Origin of the sequence: Bacillus sp. N5-665, assembly GCF_022637375.2 — a bacterium.
Taxonomy (GTDB): Bacteria; Bacillota; Bacilli; order Bacillales; family Bacillaceae_G; genus Bacillus_A; species Bacillus_A wiedmannii.
The window spans coordinates 2503455-2519509 of record NZ_CP093325.1; the positions used below are offsets into that span (position 1 = coordinate 2503455).

Genomic DNA, 16055 nt, shown 5'->3' on the forward strand with positions numbered 1-16055 from the left:
AGAACCTTATGAAAAAATGTACTTCAATAAAGTTAGGAAGTTTGGCAGTGTTAATAGCGAGTACTACTCTATTCACACCAGGTTTTACTGTGAAAGCAGAGTCTACTCAAAATATTTCTAGTTCGTCAGAAGCACAGGATCAAAAGAATCGGAATGGTTGGAAACAAGTCATGCAGGAAACGGTGCAGCTTGGAACACCAGGTATATTAGCTAAGGCTTTTAAAAACGGAAAAACTAGTAGCTACACTGCTGGCGTGGCGGATTTAAGTACAAAGAAATCGATGAAATCGGATTATCGTTTTCGGATTGGTAGTGTGACGAAAACTTTTACTGCTACGACTGTTCTTCAATTAGTAGGAGAAAATCGTGTGCAACTTGACGATCCAATTGAAAAGTGGCTACCGGGTCTCATTCAAGGAAATGGGTATGATGGGAATCAAATTACGATACGTCAACTTTTGAACCATACAAGTGGTATAGCTGAATATTTAAAGTCAAAAGACGCTAACATTATGAATTCGAAAAAAACGTATACAGCAGAAGAAATAGTGAAAATAGGACTTGCTCTACCACCAGATTTTTCGCCAGGTAAAGGTTGGTCGTATTCAAACACAGGATACGTAATACTAGGAATGCTTATTGAAAAAATAACTGGTAATAGTTACGCGGAAGAAATTGAAAAGCGCATTATTGAGCCTTTGGACCTATCAAATACGTTTTTACCAGGTAATTCACCCGTCATCCCAGGAAAGAATCATGCTCGAGGGTATATGAAAATTGACGAAACAAGTGAATTGAAAGACATGACGTATTATAATCCGAGTTTAGCTAATTCAGCGGGAGATATGATTTCAGATGCGGACGATTTAAATAAGTTCTTTTCATCTTTACTTGGTGGCAAGTTACTAAAGGAAACTCAGTTAAAAGAAATGATGACAACAGTTCCTACAGAAAGAGAAGACATTGGTCATGGATATGGTCTTGGGATCTATGAAACTAAACTTCCAAACGGTGCATCAGTTTGGGGGCATACAGGAGGAATTCCTGGATTTACTACTTTTGCTGGTGGAGTAATGGGTGGCAAACATACATTGGCTGTCAGTACTAATTCTTTAGGTGTGATTGATATTGGTACACAGTTTAATAAAATGATGCAAATTGAATTTAAGAAATAGATGAATAGAATGCGAATAGGCTCCTGCTTTAAAGGACAGTATTAGCATTCCTAGTATGACATCAAGTGTATTTCAATCGTATAGTTTAGTATAAAAAAGGATGTCGGTTACACGACATCTTTTTTTATTGAGAATCAAAGAAGTATGTTTTGAATTTTGAAAATTGTTATTTTTGCAATCGTTCCATATAATGAAGGGTATAGGGGTTATACAGGGGAGTTATGGATAGAGAATACTTTAGTTAGTTAATTGTTTTTATTTTAATAAATAAAAGTAAATTGATGTGGAGTGAAATTCATTGGGAGAAAATCAGTTTAGATGGAGTAACAAGCAATTAAGAGAACATGTTGAAGTAATAGATGGCAAAAGAAGTCCGCACATTTTATTGAAGAATGCAACATATTTAAATTCCTATATGCGCGAGTGGGTACAAGCAAATATTTGGATCTATGATGACCGGATTGTTTATGTAGGAGAAAAGCTGCCAGCGCAATTGCATGAATGTGAAGTCATTGATTGTGATGGAAAGTATGTAGTTCCAAGTTACATAGAACCTCATGCACATCCATATCAATTATATAATCCTGAGACTTTAGCGAATTATGCGATGCAATTTGGGACGACGACTTTTATTAATGATAATTTAACTTTATTTTTCACATTACAACGTGAAGAAGCATTTCGTTTATTAGATGAATTTGAAAAGATTCCAGCAAGTATGTATTGGTGGTGTCGTTTTGATGGGCAAACTGAATTGCAAAACGGGGAATCTTTATTTAATCGTGAAGAAATAATAGAGTGGCTTAAGCATAAAGCAGTTCTTCAAGGTGGCGAGCTAACAGCGTGGCCAAAGTTATTACATGGCGATGATGAAATGTTACATTGGGTGCAGGAAACGAAACGATTACATAAAAAAGTGGAAGGACATTTTCCAGGAGCATCTGAAACGACTTTAGCGAAGTTAAAATTGTTAGGTACAGATTGTGATCATGAAGCTATGACAGGGCAGGAAGCTTTTGCTCGTCTTATGCAAGGTTACACTGTTTCTCTAAGAAATTCTTCCATACGACCAGATTTAGAAGTTTTACTGAAAGAATTGCTGGAACTAGGAGTAAAGCAGTTTGATAGATTTATTCTTACTACAGACGGCTCACATCCTTCGTTTTATGAAAATGGAATGACGAACGTAATGATAGCTATCGCGATAAAACAAGGAGTGCCAATAATAGATGCTTATCATATGGCAAGTTATAATATCGCTCGTTATTATAATATGGAACATGTACATGGATCGATTGCGACAGGTAGAATAGCTAATATTAATATTTTGGAAAGTAAAGAAAACCCGGTTCCAATAAGTGTCATTGCAAAGGGGAAATGGGTGAAGCGCAACGGAGTAAATAAAAATGAATCAGTACAAATAGACTGGAGTAAATTCAAAGTAACTCCATTATTATTAGACTGGTCTATAGAAAAAGAGGATATGATTCTTTCTCATAAAGCGGGTATACATTTATTGAATAACGTTATAACAAAACTATATACGACTGAAATTGATTTAAACTGTGATGAACTTTCTTTAGATCATGATGAGTGTTTTCTTATGATGATTGCTCGTAACGGTACATGGCGAGTAAATACAGTTGTAAAAGGATTCGCAAATAAATTAGGAGGTCTTGCTAGCTCTTATTCTGGTACAGGTGACATCATTCTTATCGGGAAGAATAAAGAAGATATGCTTACAGCTTTTCATAGAGTAAAAGAGCTTGGCGGGGGAATGGTAATAGCTGAAAAGAATGAAGTATTACACGAAATCGCATTACCATTGCTCGGGATTATGTCTAATTTAAAAATGAGTGAATTAATACAGGAAGAGAAACAGTTGGTGAAATTATTGCAAGAGCGTGGCTACGCGTATGATGATCCGGCATTTACCATTTTATTCTTTTCCGCGACGCACTTGCCTTTTATACGGGTAACGCCTATAGGACTATATGATGTGAAAAATAGTAAGGTAGTGGCTTCACCGGTGAATTTGATAAGGCAATGTTAATATGAAAGGCCCTATAAAAGTCCAATTTATAGGGCCTTTCACATTGTTAGCATAAGAATATTGTGAGCCTCAAATAATAAAGTATCTAAATTACTTGAGGTGAAACGTAAGTATGAAAAAAATATTGTATATTTTAAGTGTATTTATATTATGTGTATCTATTCAACAAGTTGTACATTCTCAAACAGATGCACCAGAGCTATCTTCTGATTGTCTTGAAAAAAGGAAAATTCGAGATGAGAAGTATGTGAAAAATATTATGAGGGACATTCAATCTACGTTTGATTTAAATATTGATGAACATAGTTTTTTGGAAGTTAGCCAAAGAGACCTGGATGCTGCACATTTAATGTATGGCGGAAGAGAAAATGATTCTTATTATAATTCGCTAACTAAAATTTATGATAGTGGTGGATTTAGAGAGCAGCCTAGTTTATTTGTGGCATTGCAAGAAGCATTTTTACTTTATAAAGAAAAAGATAATATCAATGTAATGAAACACTTAAACCTAGATGTTGAAAAAGGGGAATGGATCGTTATAGAAACGAAAAAGAAGAAAGGGAAAAAAGTGAAATTCAAGCCGTTACAATGTGAAAAAGATTATATAAAAAAGAGAAATGAGTACCATAATCTAAAATGAAATAACGGAAATTTTGAAGGGGAAAAATTTCGTTAAGAATTGTAAATGAGGCGGTAGAAATTACTAGTAATTTCGCCATAAAAAAACGTCATTTTAATGTTTAAAATGACGTTTTTTTATATCATTAAACCTTTTGCATCGCACTCTCAATCCTCTTCACCAAATCAGCAGACACTTTATGAAAATACCCTAAAACGACCTTTCTAATATCATCAGAGATAACTTTCAAATCACTAGCTAAGTTTTTAGCAAGATGTTCTTTTTCAATCGGTTTTAACTTCGCATAAAATTCACTAGGCTGCGTAAAGTCATCCTGTTTCGTAATAGAAGTTCTTTCAAGTTTACCTTCAACGTATCTTCCGTCACCGCTCGTTATTTGATTAGCAGGTGTCCAATTTTGTTGTTGGTTAATGGTCAATTTGCGAAATTCGGAACCAATTCTTCTTCTTTGAGAATCACTATAAATGTTAGCGCGTCCTTGCAACATTTTATCATCTGATAATTCAGCGCCGTCTAGTAAATTAGAAGGGGAGAAAGCGACTTTTTCTACTTCTTCCATATAATTTTCAGGATTTTTATTTAATACCATTTTGCCGACTGGTATAAGAGGATACGACTTTTCATCCCATACTTTTGTATCATCTAAAGGGTCATAAGAAAGATGTGCTTCATCTTTCGGATCCATGAGCTGGACATATAAACCGTATTCTACTGATTTACCATTTGCAATTGCATCATATAAATCTTTCCCACTATAATCAGGGTTTTCAGCAGCCAGTTTATTCGCTTCCTCACTAGTAATGTATTGTACACCTTCAAAGGGGTACCAATGATACTTTACATACTTTCGATTACCTTCTGCATTTCTCCATACATATGTATTAACACTATGTCCTGGGATGTGGCGAAGACTTTTGGCCGTACCAGCATCAGAATATAAATGGACAACGAAATGAATGGATTCAGGTGCTCTAGCGACAAAGCTCCAAAATCTATTAGGGTCTATTAAGTTATTTATAGGTGAAGGTAACAACGCTTGAATCGTTTCAGGGAAACGCATCGGATCACGAACAGAAAAGACAGGAATGTGATTACATAAAAGATCAAAAATGCCTTCTTCTGTATAAAACTTTGTAGAAAAACCGCGTACATTTCTAGAAGTGTCAGGTGTTCCTTTCGTACTAACAGCTAAAGAAAATCGAACCATAACAGGAACTTTCTCATTAGAATTTTGTAGAAAACTTAACTTTGTATGTTCTGACATCGGATAGATCGTTTGAAAATAACCGAACGCACCAAATCCTTTTACATGAACAGGTCTTTCTAAAATTTTTTCGTGAATAAATTCTTGTAACGTCTCGTGAAGTACACTATCTTGCTCTAGAGCCGGTCCACGTGAACCAACTGTTTGTGAGTGAAGTATAGCTTGTTCATTACGTTCTCCATTTTCATTAAAGTCATTCCCTAGTAAAGATTGCCCCTGTTTATCATAATTTTCATCCATCTATATAGCCTCCAAATCTTTTTTGTCCATTGTTACTAAATATGATTTCATAGCCTTGATTATGTATGATACGCAAAGTCCAAAATGGTAACAGACCGCTAGATGAAAAAAATGCACATGTAGTGGACCTGTTGAAATAGAAGAAATTATGGAAAAATGAATATCGGGAAGAAAATTACTATTAAAATATTAATCTTAAAAATGAATTTATAGAGAATGAACATAAATAAACAGGGAAAGTAACTAGGAGGAATTTAAAATGTCGGATTGGTTTCAATTAGATAAAGAATATATGATGCCTACTTACTGTCGTACGAAGGTTGCGATAGAAAGAGGAGAAGGGTGCAAGCTTTATGATGTGGATGGTAAAGAGTATGTAGACTTATTTTCTGGTGTCGGAGTGAACGTATTAGGGTATAATCATCCGAAAATCGTGCAAACGACAATGGAGCAAGTTACGAAATCGTTGCATCTTCCATTTCATTTTTTAAACCCAGTTGCGATTGAGTATGCAAAGAAATTAGTTGATTGCTCTTTAAAAAACGGAAAAGTCTTTTTTACAAACTCTGGTACGGAAGCGACAGAAACGACATTAAAATTAATTGATAAATATAGAGCTAATACGGGTGAAGAACGTGAAGGAATCATAGTGCTGAAGAATAGTTTCCATGGGCGTACGTTAGGAGCACTTCATTTTACGAGACAAGAAAGTGTATATCAAAATTTCCCTAAAACATCGATTCCGGTATATGAAGTAGCGCGTGAGAATATAGAGCAATTAGAAGAAACAATCGTTAAAGAACATCCAATTGCGATTATGCTAGAGCCTGTATTAGGAAGCGGGGGGATATACCCTTTATCAAGTGAATATTTACATGGTGTTCAAAACTTATGTGATAAATATAACGTCATTCTTATCGTTGATGAAGTTCAAAGTGGTATGGGGAGAACTGGTAAACTATTCGCTTATCAAAATTTCAATATTACTCCGGATATTATTCAAATTGGTAAGGGAGCAGGAGGCGGGTTACCGCTTGGCGGAATTATTGTAGGTGAAAAGTTATGTGATGTATTTGCACCAGGAGATCACGGCACAACGTTTGCTCATTCTTCAATGGGAACCGCTTTAGGGTTAACGGTTTTAAATACATTGATTGACGATGATTTAATGCAAGAAGCGTATGAAACGTCACACTATCTAAATGATAAATTGCAAGAAATTCAGAAAGAAAATTCTTATTATATTCAGGAAGTACGCCATGCTGGTATGATGTTTGGAATTAGTTTGAATGATACGAATGAAAATGTGAAGAAATTACAGGTAGAGCTAATGGAGAAAGGGATGTTAGTTGATGTTACACAAGGGAACATCATCCGTTTACTTCCGCCATATATAATTAAAAAAGAAGAAATTGATGCATTTATTTATGAGTTTATCTCCTGTATTCATAGCTTATCCGCTATTGCAAGTGTTTAAAAATCCTTTATGAAAAATCACCTTATTTTTAATGCAAATAGGAAGAAAATAGTGGTAAAAAAATAAATTTACGTAAAAAAATAAAAAGCTGAAAAAGGTACTCATATAGCGCCTTCTTCAGCTTTTTAAAATACTAAATTACTTAACTTAGGGAGCATCTCATTGGACAAATAATTAATTATGTGAAACAATAATAACAGATAAGGAGACATTAATTTTCCTTAAGTGCTTCGAATTAATTTATTCAATAAGAGAAGGTGTGCTTAAAGAAGTTAAATTAAATAAGGAGCTGTTTTATTATATGCAACAAAATAATGATTTAAATTTTGAACCTCAAGACGTTAATATTGTCAATCCTAAACAAGCCAGGAAAGCAGTAATTGCTACTGGTATAGGGAATGCAATGGAGTGGTTTGACTTCGGATTATACGCGTATTTAGCGGTTATCTTAAGTCAATTATTCTTCTCAGGTGTTGATAATAGTGGATTGCAACTTGTACTTACATTCGGTACATTTGCAGCAGCCTTTCTCGTTCGACCAATCGGAGGTGTATTCTTTGGTAGAATAGGAGATAAGTACGGCCGAAAAATCGTGTTAAGTACTACTATTATTTTAATGGCACTTTCTACATTATTCATCGCATTACTACCAACCTATGAACAAATTGGTGTATGGGCACCAATACTACTTTTAGTTGCCCGAATGATTCAAGGCTTCTCTACAGGCGGCGAATATTCAGGAGCAATGGTTTATATCGCAGAATCTTCTCCAGATAAAAAGCGTGGTATACTCGGTAGTGGTCTTGAAATTGGAACACTCTCAGGTTACATTGCTGCATCGGTAATTGTTACCATTTTGACGTTATTGTTAACAGATGAGCAAATGCTCAGCTGGGGCTGGCGTATTCCTTTCTTAGTAGCTGCACCAATTGGTTTGGTCGGTTTATATTTACGCCGTCATTTAGATGAATCTCCCATCTTTGAAGAGATGGAAAAAGCACAAGAGGAATCTGAAGAAAACGAACAATTTTCATTTATGGATATATTAAAATATCACAAAAAAGACTTCTTATTAAGCACAGTAATTGTTGCCTTCTTTAACATTACAAACTATATGATTCTTTCGTATATTCCTTCTTATCTAACTCAAGTATTAAAAGTCAAAGAAACAACTGGCTTATTAATTATTTCTATTACGATGGCACTTATGATTCCACTGGCACTTTATTTCGGTAAATTAAGTGATAAAATTGGTAATAAACGTGTTGTGCAAATTGGTTTACTTGGTTTAACAGTATTTGCAATTCCAGCATTTTTACTAATAGGTAACGGACATATTGCTGCTATATTTGCAGGTATTTTCGTATTAGGATTCTTCCTAAGTGTGTATGAGGGAACATTACCTTCATTATTACCATCACTATTCTTCACCGATGTACGTTATCGAGCACTTTCGATCTCATTTAATATTTCTGTATCTATATTCGGTGGAACAACACCGCTCGTATGTTCATACTTAGTTCATGCAACCGGTAACCCACTTGCACCGGCATTTTATTTAGCAGGTGTAAGTATTATTGGATTAGTCGTATTTAGTGTATTATTCGTTACAACTTCAGGACGTGCGCTTAAAGGTTCATATCCTACAGTTGAAACGAAAAAGGAAGCACACCTAATCGCTAAAGAAGACCCTGAAGAAACACTTTGGTGGCATGAAGAGTCGTTAGAAATTGAAGCAGGGAAAAACGCTTCAATTTAAAAAGTAATGTAGAAGTATAAAAAGACTCCTATGAAAATAGGAGTCTTTTTTGTTATGTTATTTCTTTCTTTTCTTCAAACTCTTCTGATACAAGTAAAGTTTATGAGTCTCTTCCTTAAATTCACGCAAAAGTACAGTGTTTTCCTCATTTGAATAACGCACTGTATTATAAGCATTTACAATAATATGACTCTCAATATTTACATCTTCTTCACTATTTATTCTTTCTAACCATGCTTCAATAGTTTCTCCTCGTTTTCTGTTTAAAGGAGGAGTTAATTTACTCTCCAGCTTAAAAATTTCTTTTCGAATTTCGTTATGTGGTGGTTTGTTTCGTTTAAAATGTTTTAAACTCATTCCTTCTTTGTCAGTAATAATAGTAGATTCGAAGGCAGGCATATTTGGTAAACTTAAATATTTTCGTTTTTTTATTATTTTCCAAACGACGTAAATAGCAATGGTTGTACATACTATTATTGTAATGCTATTTATGAGTGTTGGATCAAAAGCACGCTGTCCAAAGTCATCCTTAATTTGAGGATCCTTTAAATTCCCTTTATTCGACCAAAAATCGTCTGTTTCTTTTGATTCAGCTGCCGAAAATAACGGATTAATGGCGTATCCAAATCCTAAAGCAACTACTTGTACGGCATAAGAAAAAAGAAGCCGAATGTATGGGAAAATAGGAATGAGGAAAGCACTAATTATTCCAATTGTAATAAGAGAAGCGAAACGTAATAACTGCTGATTACGATTAGCCCCAGTTAACCAAAATGTAATCATAATGTGTATTACTAACAGCAACAGTTTCCACAAAGGTGGAAAGGGCGCATAAAATATAGCTGAAACACCAAACCAAACAATACCGCTTAATGATTTTTGAACTGGATATCCTGGTCCGACTACATGTACGATAAAGAAGAAAAGTGGTAACATTATTGTGCCAAATAGAGAGAAAGAGAGAAAGAGAGAACAACCGATTATTTGACTAAGTAACAGTATGAGAAAACCTGTTGTTTTTTTCTTCATTAGTTTATGGATAAGAAATACTCCCATATAGCCTGTTGCTAAAAATATAGCAATACCGATGAGTTCATCTCTTTCCGTTAATAACGAAAGGAGGAGCAGCAGAATAAAGTCATTAACGTGATAAAGCCAAGTTTTCAAGCTTTTCCACCATCCCTTCGTTATTAATGAGAAACGTAGGCTGAGAGAGAAGAGGGAGTTCATTTCTCTGTAAACCAATGTATATCATTGTAGACGATCGTTCTCTTTTTCTCGTTACATAATGAAGAAATCCTTGTTTCGGAAGTAACGTACTATCATCTGAAATACGCGCTAATTCCTCTAAAGATATTCCGTAATGGGTTTGCCCTTCGTTTAATGGTAAGTGCAGAGGACCACCTTCAGCTAATACACTAATAAATAGTTCAAACGGTATTTGATGCTTCGTTGCGTATTGACAAATGTATGTTGCAAATGAAATAAGGTCTTCTATATTATCTTTCCAACCAAACCCGCGATCAGCAGCTAATGAAAGACAAATCGTCCAACTATAATTTTTTACAGGCTCATATTGCTTCGCCTGTAATGATTGCATTTTAGCAGATGCTTTCCAATGAATAGAACGGAAAGACTCACGTTCATATCGTTTAACTCCAATAATAGATGTTTCATCATTGTAAAAAGAAAAATTCGTTCGATAAGATCCGTTTAAAAGTTGCTGTAGTTCTTGTAGGCCTGCTACTTTTTTAGGAGAAGGGTACACAATAATTTCAGTCCTTAATTTATCAAAAATGGGCAAATGCACAGTTAAAAGATGAAAAGGATCTTTCAAGACACATTCGAACTGTTCAATTTGAAACACACCACGTTTCGTTGCGGTTAATGTTAAATCCCACTTTTGCGATGAATGAGCAGGTTGTGAAAACGGGAAAGAGAATAGTGTTTTTGATATTTGTTCAATTCCTTGATCATTTTGTGGTAGTAGTGACGGATTTAAATGAAAATAACAAACACCGTTAACGAGTGGTATATTTGCTCCATTTTTTAAATGAATAAAAAACTGCCCAGATTCATTAGGAAAAAGCCGAGTAGTTTGTTTCTCATTTACGACTTCAAATGTTTTCTCTATGTAAGCGACATATTTATAAATGAAAATCGCAAATAAATAATAGAAGAAAAAGAGAAACATAATGATTTGTTGTGGCATAAAAAATGTAAATAGTATAGCGCCTGGGACAGTTAGTTGAATAATATGGAGTTGGAAAAATAAAGGTACAGTTACAACGCGCTGTCCATTCATGTTTGTTCAATCTCCACTGGTACGTCAACCTCTTTAAAAATCCTTTGCATAATTTCATTTTTTGTCGTACGTAATGCACCTTCCATTGATAAGACGATACGGTGATTCCAAACAGAAGGAACTAAAAATTGTATATCTTCTGGCGTGCAATATTCTCTGTCGCGTAAAAAGGCTAGTGCTTGAACTGCGCGTACTAAAGCTAATGTGGCACGCGGGCTTACACCATTGGCGATGTAATCATGATTTCTTGTAGCGTGAGCAAGTTTAATAATGTAATGTTCTAACGGTTCTGATACGAAAATTTCTTTTACTCGTTTCTGTGCTTCTAAAATATCATCTAAAGAAATAACAGATGTGACACTTTCTAGTGGTACATCGCTACGAAAACGTCGCATCATTTGTAGTTCATCCTCTGGAGACGGATAACCAATTGAAATTGTCATTAAAAAACGATCAAGCTGTGCATCTGGTAGAGGGAACGTTCCTTGTGATTCAATTGGATTTTGCGTTGCAATAACAAAGAACGGTTTCGGAAGAGGAGTAGATTGCTTTTCAAGCGTTACTTGTCGTTCTTCCATCGATTCTAATAAACTAGACTGTGTTCTAGGCATAGCGCGGTTAATTTCATCGGCAAGCAAAATATTGGTCATGACTGGCCCAAGTCTTAACTCGAATTCACTCGTTTTCGGATTGAAATATTCAATACCTGTTACATCACTCGGTAGTACATCCGGTGTAAATTGGACGCGAGAAAAATTACCACCAATACTTTTAGAAAGTGTTTTCGCAAGTAACGTTTTCCCCGTACCAGGCACATCCTCAAGCAGTACATGTCCATCAGCAAGCAATGAAACGAGTAATAAATCTATAACATTTTCTTTGCCTACAAAAACCGATCCTATGTTTTCTTTCAATTTATTTATCATATGTATCATTCCTTTCAAAATATAAGCGGATATTTCTGTATTTTAACAAATTATTCAGAAAATTGATACGATTTTTTGATTTAAAGAAATAGATATTAAGTTATTAAATTACCTTGCATATTTTGGAATATGATTATATAATATCGATATACGATGTATCGTTAGTCGATATATCAGGTAACGATGTATCGGAGGTGGTTATAATGAATGCGAAAGCGAAAAAATATATTCCGTTAACAGAGGCGACATATTACATATTGTTATCACTAGTGAAACCAATGCATGGTTACGGAATTATGCAAATGGTAGAAGAGATGACAAATGGAGAAGTAAAGCTCGGTCCAGGTACTTTATATGGGAATACGACAAAGTTACTAAAAGAGAAGTTAATAGTTGAAGTGGCCTCTACAGATAGAAAGAAGTGCTATGAGTTAACGCTACTTGGTAAAGAAGTATTAGAGCTAGAGTATAACAGGTTGCAGAGATCTGTAAGGAATGGGAATAGTATTTTAGGGGAGTGAATGGAAGATGGAGACTAAAAGGGTATTTAAGTTTTTTACGGCATGGAATTTAGAAAAAGAAGAAGCTTTTTTACGAAAGATGCATCAGCAAGGTTGGGCATTACAAAAATATAATTTAATGTATACGTTTAAGAAAACTGAGCCAAAAGATGTAATATACAAAGCTGATTTTAGATTAGTTTATAGAGATTCGAAAGAACAACAACAGGAGTATTTCGAAATATATGAAATGTCAGGTTGGGAACGTGTAACAAGTTTCACAAGATGGAATTATTTTTGTAAAGAAGTAGAAGAAGTAAATGAATTGCCTGATATTTACTCAGAAAAGGAGACGAGGATACAAAAACTAAATGAGTTATTAGTATTCTTTGTTATTATGTTAGCAGCTATATTACCATCAATGTACAATCTATTTATAAGCCCGATGGAATCAAGAGTGCCAATGTGGGCGAAAGCTATGACGGGTCTTACAGGTTGTATGTGGATATACTTCTTTATAAGACTCACTTGGAAAATTAAGAAATTAAAAAGTGAAATATTATAATAAAAAGTAGAGTTAAAAAGAAGTTGATGTTGTAGGGAAATACCGGGATCAACTTCTTTTGTTTCTATATAATTGTATTTTTGTTCACTCTTTTTTATATAATAAAAATCTATATAAAGGCACAGAATTAACAGTTACGAAGAACCACAAATAACCCAAAAATAATAAATGAAGAAAAAATGATTCATATCGAAGATCAAAAAAATAAAAGATGACTAAAGAGGTGTGGGGTGTAACTTATAATAAGGAAGAAAAACATTTTTTGATTAACATATTAAATCGAAAAACCCCCTACAGAAAATTGGTAGGGGGTAATAAAAATGTTTAAGAAAAAGACTGATTTTGAGCAGGTTTAATAAATTGTTCTGGATTTTCAACGAGTCCGCATACAGCGCATTGGACTCTGTATGTTGGTCCTTGATAAGCCATATGAAAAGCATTCATATTTTCATTTGTGTATTCCTCTTCTACTTGACCAGTTTGTGGATTTAACTTGACTGGTTTTACTTGTTGCTCAAGAATATTAAAGCGAGTACGGTTCGTTTTGCAGCTTGGACATAGCATTGGTTCCATATGTATACACCTCCATTTGTAGCATTTCTTAAACTCATTAATTTTATGCAAGCAAAAAAACTTTCTCAATATAAATGGGTGTTTAAAGTATTCAAAATTCAGAAAAAATAAAATATAATAAGAGTACGAACTGGTTATGTCCAAATCAAATCTCCTGTTTTATGCCAATAAGCTGGGGGGCCGAGAAATCGGCCTCATTTTTTTGTGCTCGTTGCTATACGAAACAAGGTTTTTATGAGACATTTGTCGAAATTTTAGGGATGGATATAAAGGAGGATGTAAAATGAATTTAAAAATGAAGTACATCATTTTATATGTAGAAAAGCTTGAAGAATGTTTAAGATTTTATAAAGATATTTTACAGTTACCTATAAAAGCAGAGCATGGTACATATATTGAGTTTAATACTGGTTCTACAATTTTAGCGATGAACACGAGGCAAGATGTGAAAGAATTAACAGGGCTACCACTTACAGAAGGCGAGTTACAATCTTCTCATTTTGAATTGGGATTCGTTGTTGATCATGTACAAGAAACAATCGAACAATTTAGAGAGCAAGGAATTAAGATCTTAGTTGAACCAATTGTGAAACCGTGGGGACAAACAATTGCATACATTGCCGATCCAGATGGGAATTATATTGAAATTTGCAGTTCATTAGAATAGAAGGAGAAAAAGAGATGGAGTTTCCGAAACTAGAAACAGAACGTTTATTATTAAGAGAATTAACACTGTTAGATGCAGAAACAATGTTCCGTTATTTCTCAAAAGAATCTGTTATACGTTATTTCGGGATGGATTCTTTCGAAAATATTGAGCAAGCGAAAACAACGATTCAAACGTTTAAAAATCGTTATGAAGAGGGAAGTGTATTTCGCTGGGGAATTGAGAAAAAAGGCACGGGCCAATTAATCGGAACGTGCGGATTTCATTTAATAAACAAGCATCATAAGCGAGCTGAAATTGGTTATGAATTAGACGATACATATTGGGGACAAGGGTATGCAACGGAAGCGTTACAGGCGATTTTAGGTTACGGGTTTGAAACGTTACAACTTATAAGAATTGCAGCTGTTGTATATGTAGAAAATAAAGCTTCTCAAAAATTATTAAGTAAAGCAGGGTTTCAAGAAGAAGGATTACTTCGAAAACATATGATTCAAAATGGAGTTGCTCATGATACAATTTTATACTCGTTATTAAAAGAAGAGTGGAAGAAGTAATGAATACAAACGAGCTTATAAATATTATGAAGAAGCATAAAGAAAATAGATTCATTTTAGGTATAGATGGTTTAAGTCGATCGGGAAAGACAACATTTGTAACAAACTTAAAGGAAAATATGAAACAAGAAAGCATCCCGTTTCATATTTTTCATATTGATGATCATATAGTAGAGCGTAATAAACGATATCATACTGGCTATGAAGAATGGTATGAGTATTATTATTTGCAATGGGATATTGAGTCGCTTCGGCAGAAGTTTTTTCAGAAGTTACAAAATGAAACAAAACTGAAATTACCGTTCTATAATAATGAGACAGACTCAAGTGAGATGAAAAAAGTACAGATACCCATAGTAGGTGTAATTGTAATTGAAGGTGTTTTTCTACAGCGAAAAGAGTGGAGAGATTTCTTTCATTATATGGTGTATTTAGATTGTCCAAGAGAGACACGTTTTCTTCGGGAGAGTCCGGAAACGCAGAAGAACCTTTCAAAGTTTGAGAATAGGTATTGGAAAGCAGAGGGTTTTTACTTAGAAACGGAATTGCCGAAGGATCGGGCGGATTTAGTCATACAATGATTGGAAAATAGAAGGAGAACAGAATGAATATTTTATGGGATTTTGATGGGACGTTATTTGATACGTATCCAGTTTATACAAAAATTCTTTCTCAAGTTTTAGGGAAGGAAATAAGTGAAGAGGAAATCTATACAAAGTTAAAGGTTTCATTTTCTCACGCAATTGATTATTATAAAATATCTAAAAAACAATTAAGTGAAATTGATGTATTAGAGAGTCGTATTATGATAGAAGATATAAAACCATTTGAAAAAGTGGAAGAGGTATTAAAGTTTGCCGATAAAAATTTCATTATGACTCATAAAGATAGAGCGGGGGTATTATCTATATTAAATCATTACGGCTGGAACAAATACTTCGTAGACATGGTTACAATTGACGATGGTTTCCCCCGAAAACCGAACGCTTTATCTTATGATCATTTGCATAAAAAGCACAATATTGATTTAGCTATTGGTGATAGAGAATTAGATTTATTACCTGCAAAAGAATTAGGTATCTCAACATGTATGTTTCAAGGGAACTGTGATGTAGCGAATTATTCTTTATCGCATTACTCGGAATTTTTTAACGTAGTGATTGATAGAGAGGTTATTTTATAAATAATTCAAATAAAACCTTTACTTTTTGCTTGAAAGTAGAGGTTATTTTCTATGCTTTATAAAAACTATAGAAAATTAATACTTTCTAGTAATTAGGAGGAGATTGGTATAACGATTTGAATTATATAGTTATAGATAAATCTATAGATGAAAAGATTTCAATAAAGCGAG

General features: G+C 34.2%; 16 protein-coding genes. 11 read left to right on the forward strand and 5 right to left on the reverse strand.

What is annotated here, in order from left to right; all coding sequences use genetic code 11:
* Positions 1-8: 8 nt before the first annotated feature.
* The 3 genes from MNO09_RS15460 to MNO09_RS15470 all read left to right on the forward strand — a co-directional run bounded on the left by MNO09_RS15460 (position 9) and on the right by MNO09_RS15470 (position 3868).
* Positions 9-1175 carry a serine hydrolase domain-containing protein gene (locus tag MNO09_RS15460; protein WP_000710665.1) on the forward strand — a complete coding sequence of 389 codons (1167 nt, stop codon included), beginning with the start codon at positions 9-11 and terminating at the stop codon, positions 1173-1175.
* A 298-nt stretch (positions 1176-1473) separates the two neighbouring features.
* Entirely contained in the window at positions 1474-3228 is a 1755-nt protein-coding gene (locus MNO09_RS15465; RefSeq protein ID WP_078183354.1) for an adenine deaminase C-terminal domain-containing protein, read from the forward strand.
* A gap of 112 nt (positions 3229-3340) precedes the next feature.
* Positions 3341-3868: a hypothetical protein gene (locus MNO09_RS15470; RefSeq protein ID WP_000723226.1), complete on the forward strand. Its 528-nt coding sequence runs from the start codon at positions 3341-3343 to the stop codon at positions 3866-3868.
* A gap of 124 nt (positions 3869-3992) precedes the next feature.
* Here MNO09_RS15470 and MNO09_RS15475 read toward each other — a convergent pair whose 3' ends face one another.
* Positions 3993-5372 carry a catalase gene (locus MNO09_RS15475; RefSeq protein ID WP_088107308.1) on the reverse strand — a complete coding sequence of 460 codons (1380 nt, stop codon included), beginning with the start codon at positions 5370-5372 and terminating at the stop codon, positions 3993-3995.
* A gap of 259 nt (positions 5373-5631) precedes the next feature.
* Here MNO09_RS15475 and MNO09_RS15480 point away from each other — a divergent pair, with 259 nt between their 5' ends.
* Both MNO09_RS15480 and MNO09_RS15485 read left to right on the forward strand, forming a co-directional pair.
* The gene (locus MNO09_RS15480) at positions 5632-6849 is read left to right on the forward strand and encodes an aspartate aminotransferase family protein (protein WP_078183356.1); all 1218 of its coding nucleotides are present in this window, start codon (positions 5632-5634) and stop codon (positions 6847-6849) included.
* A 301-nt stretch (positions 6850-7150) separates the two neighbouring features.
* Positions 7151-8608, forward strand: a complete 1458-nt coding sequence (locus tag MNO09_RS15485; protein ID WP_001186934.1) for an MFS transporter — start codon at positions 7151-7153, stop codon at positions 8606-8608.
* A gap of 57 nt (positions 8609-8665) precedes the next feature.
* Here MNO09_RS15485 and MNO09_RS15490 read toward each other — a convergent pair whose 3' ends face one another.
* From MNO09_RS15490 to MNO09_RS15500, 3 genes are read right to left on the reverse strand one after another with little or no spacing between them, the layout of a single operon-like run.
* The gene (locus tag MNO09_RS15490; protein ID WP_088107307.1) at positions 8666-9775 is read right to left on the reverse strand and encodes a DUF4018 domain-containing protein; all 1110 of its coding nucleotides are present in this window, start codon (positions 9773-9775) and stop codon (positions 8666-8668) included.
* Complete coding sequence (locus MNO09_RS15495; protein ID WP_001014375.1) at positions 9750-10913, reverse strand: DUF58 domain-containing protein; 1164 nt, start codon at positions 10911-10913, stop codon at positions 9750-9752. Before MNO09_RS15495 ends, MNO09_RS15490 begins: the two co-directional genes overlap by 26 nt.
* Positions 10910-11839, reverse strand: a complete 930-nt coding sequence (locus MNO09_RS15500) for an AAA family ATPase (RefSeq protein WP_000608793.1) — start codon at positions 11837-11839, stop codon at positions 10910-10912. The genes MNO09_RS15495 and MNO09_RS15500 overlap by 4 nt, the downstream gene beginning before the upstream one ends.
* 203 nt (positions 11840-12042) lie before the next feature.
* Here MNO09_RS15500 and MNO09_RS15505 point away from each other — a divergent pair, with 203 nt between their 5' ends.
* Both MNO09_RS15505 and MNO09_RS15510 read left to right on the forward strand, forming a co-directional pair.
* Positions 12043-12360, forward strand: a complete 318-nt coding sequence (locus tag MNO09_RS15505) for a PadR family transcriptional regulator (protein ID WP_000991836.1) — start codon at positions 12043-12045, stop codon at positions 12358-12360.
* Between the two features lie 7 nt (positions 12361-12367).
* A complete protein-coding gene (locus tag MNO09_RS15510) occupies positions 12368-12904 on the forward strand; it encodes a DUF2812 domain-containing protein (RefSeq protein WP_000448680.1) in 537 nt (178 codons plus the stop codon).
* A gap of 324 nt (positions 12905-13228) precedes the next feature.
* On the opposite strand, the gene MNO09_RS15515 is transcribed toward MNO09_RS15510, so the two are convergent.
* Positions 13229-13477, reverse strand: coding sequence for a hypothetical protein (locus MNO09_RS15515; RefSeq protein WP_000433607.1), 249 nt, complete (start codon positions 13475-13477; stop codon positions 13229-13231).
* Positions 13478-13760: 283 nt separating this feature from the next.
* Here MNO09_RS15515 and MNO09_RS15520 point away from each other — a divergent pair, with 283 nt between their 5' ends.
* Genes MNO09_RS15520 through MNO09_RS15535 form a run of 4 tightly spaced genes read left to right on the forward strand, consistent with a single transcriptional unit; the run spans position 13761 to position 15884 of the window.
* Positions 13761-14144, forward strand: coding sequence for a VOC family protein (locus MNO09_RS15520; RefSeq protein ID WP_001049874.1), 384 nt, complete (start codon positions 13761-13763; stop codon positions 14142-14144).
* A 14-nt stretch (positions 14145-14158) separates the two neighbouring features.
* On the forward strand, positions 14159-14701 hold the full coding sequence (locus tag MNO09_RS15525) for a GNAT family N-acetyltransferase (RefSeq protein ID WP_000395624.1): 543 nt from the start codon (positions 14159-14161) through the stop codon (positions 14699-14701).
* Positions 14701-15282, forward strand: coding sequence for a kinase (locus MNO09_RS15530; protein WP_064475647.1), 582 nt, complete (start codon positions 14701-14703; stop codon positions 15280-15282). Before MNO09_RS15525 ends, MNO09_RS15530 begins: the two co-directional genes overlap by 1 nt.
* 23 nt (positions 15283-15305) lie before the next feature.
* Positions 15306-15884, forward strand: coding sequence for an HAD-IA family hydrolase (locus MNO09_RS15535; protein ID WP_001024258.1), 579 nt, complete (start codon positions 15306-15308; stop codon positions 15882-15884).
* Positions 15885-16055 lie beyond the last annotated feature (171 nt).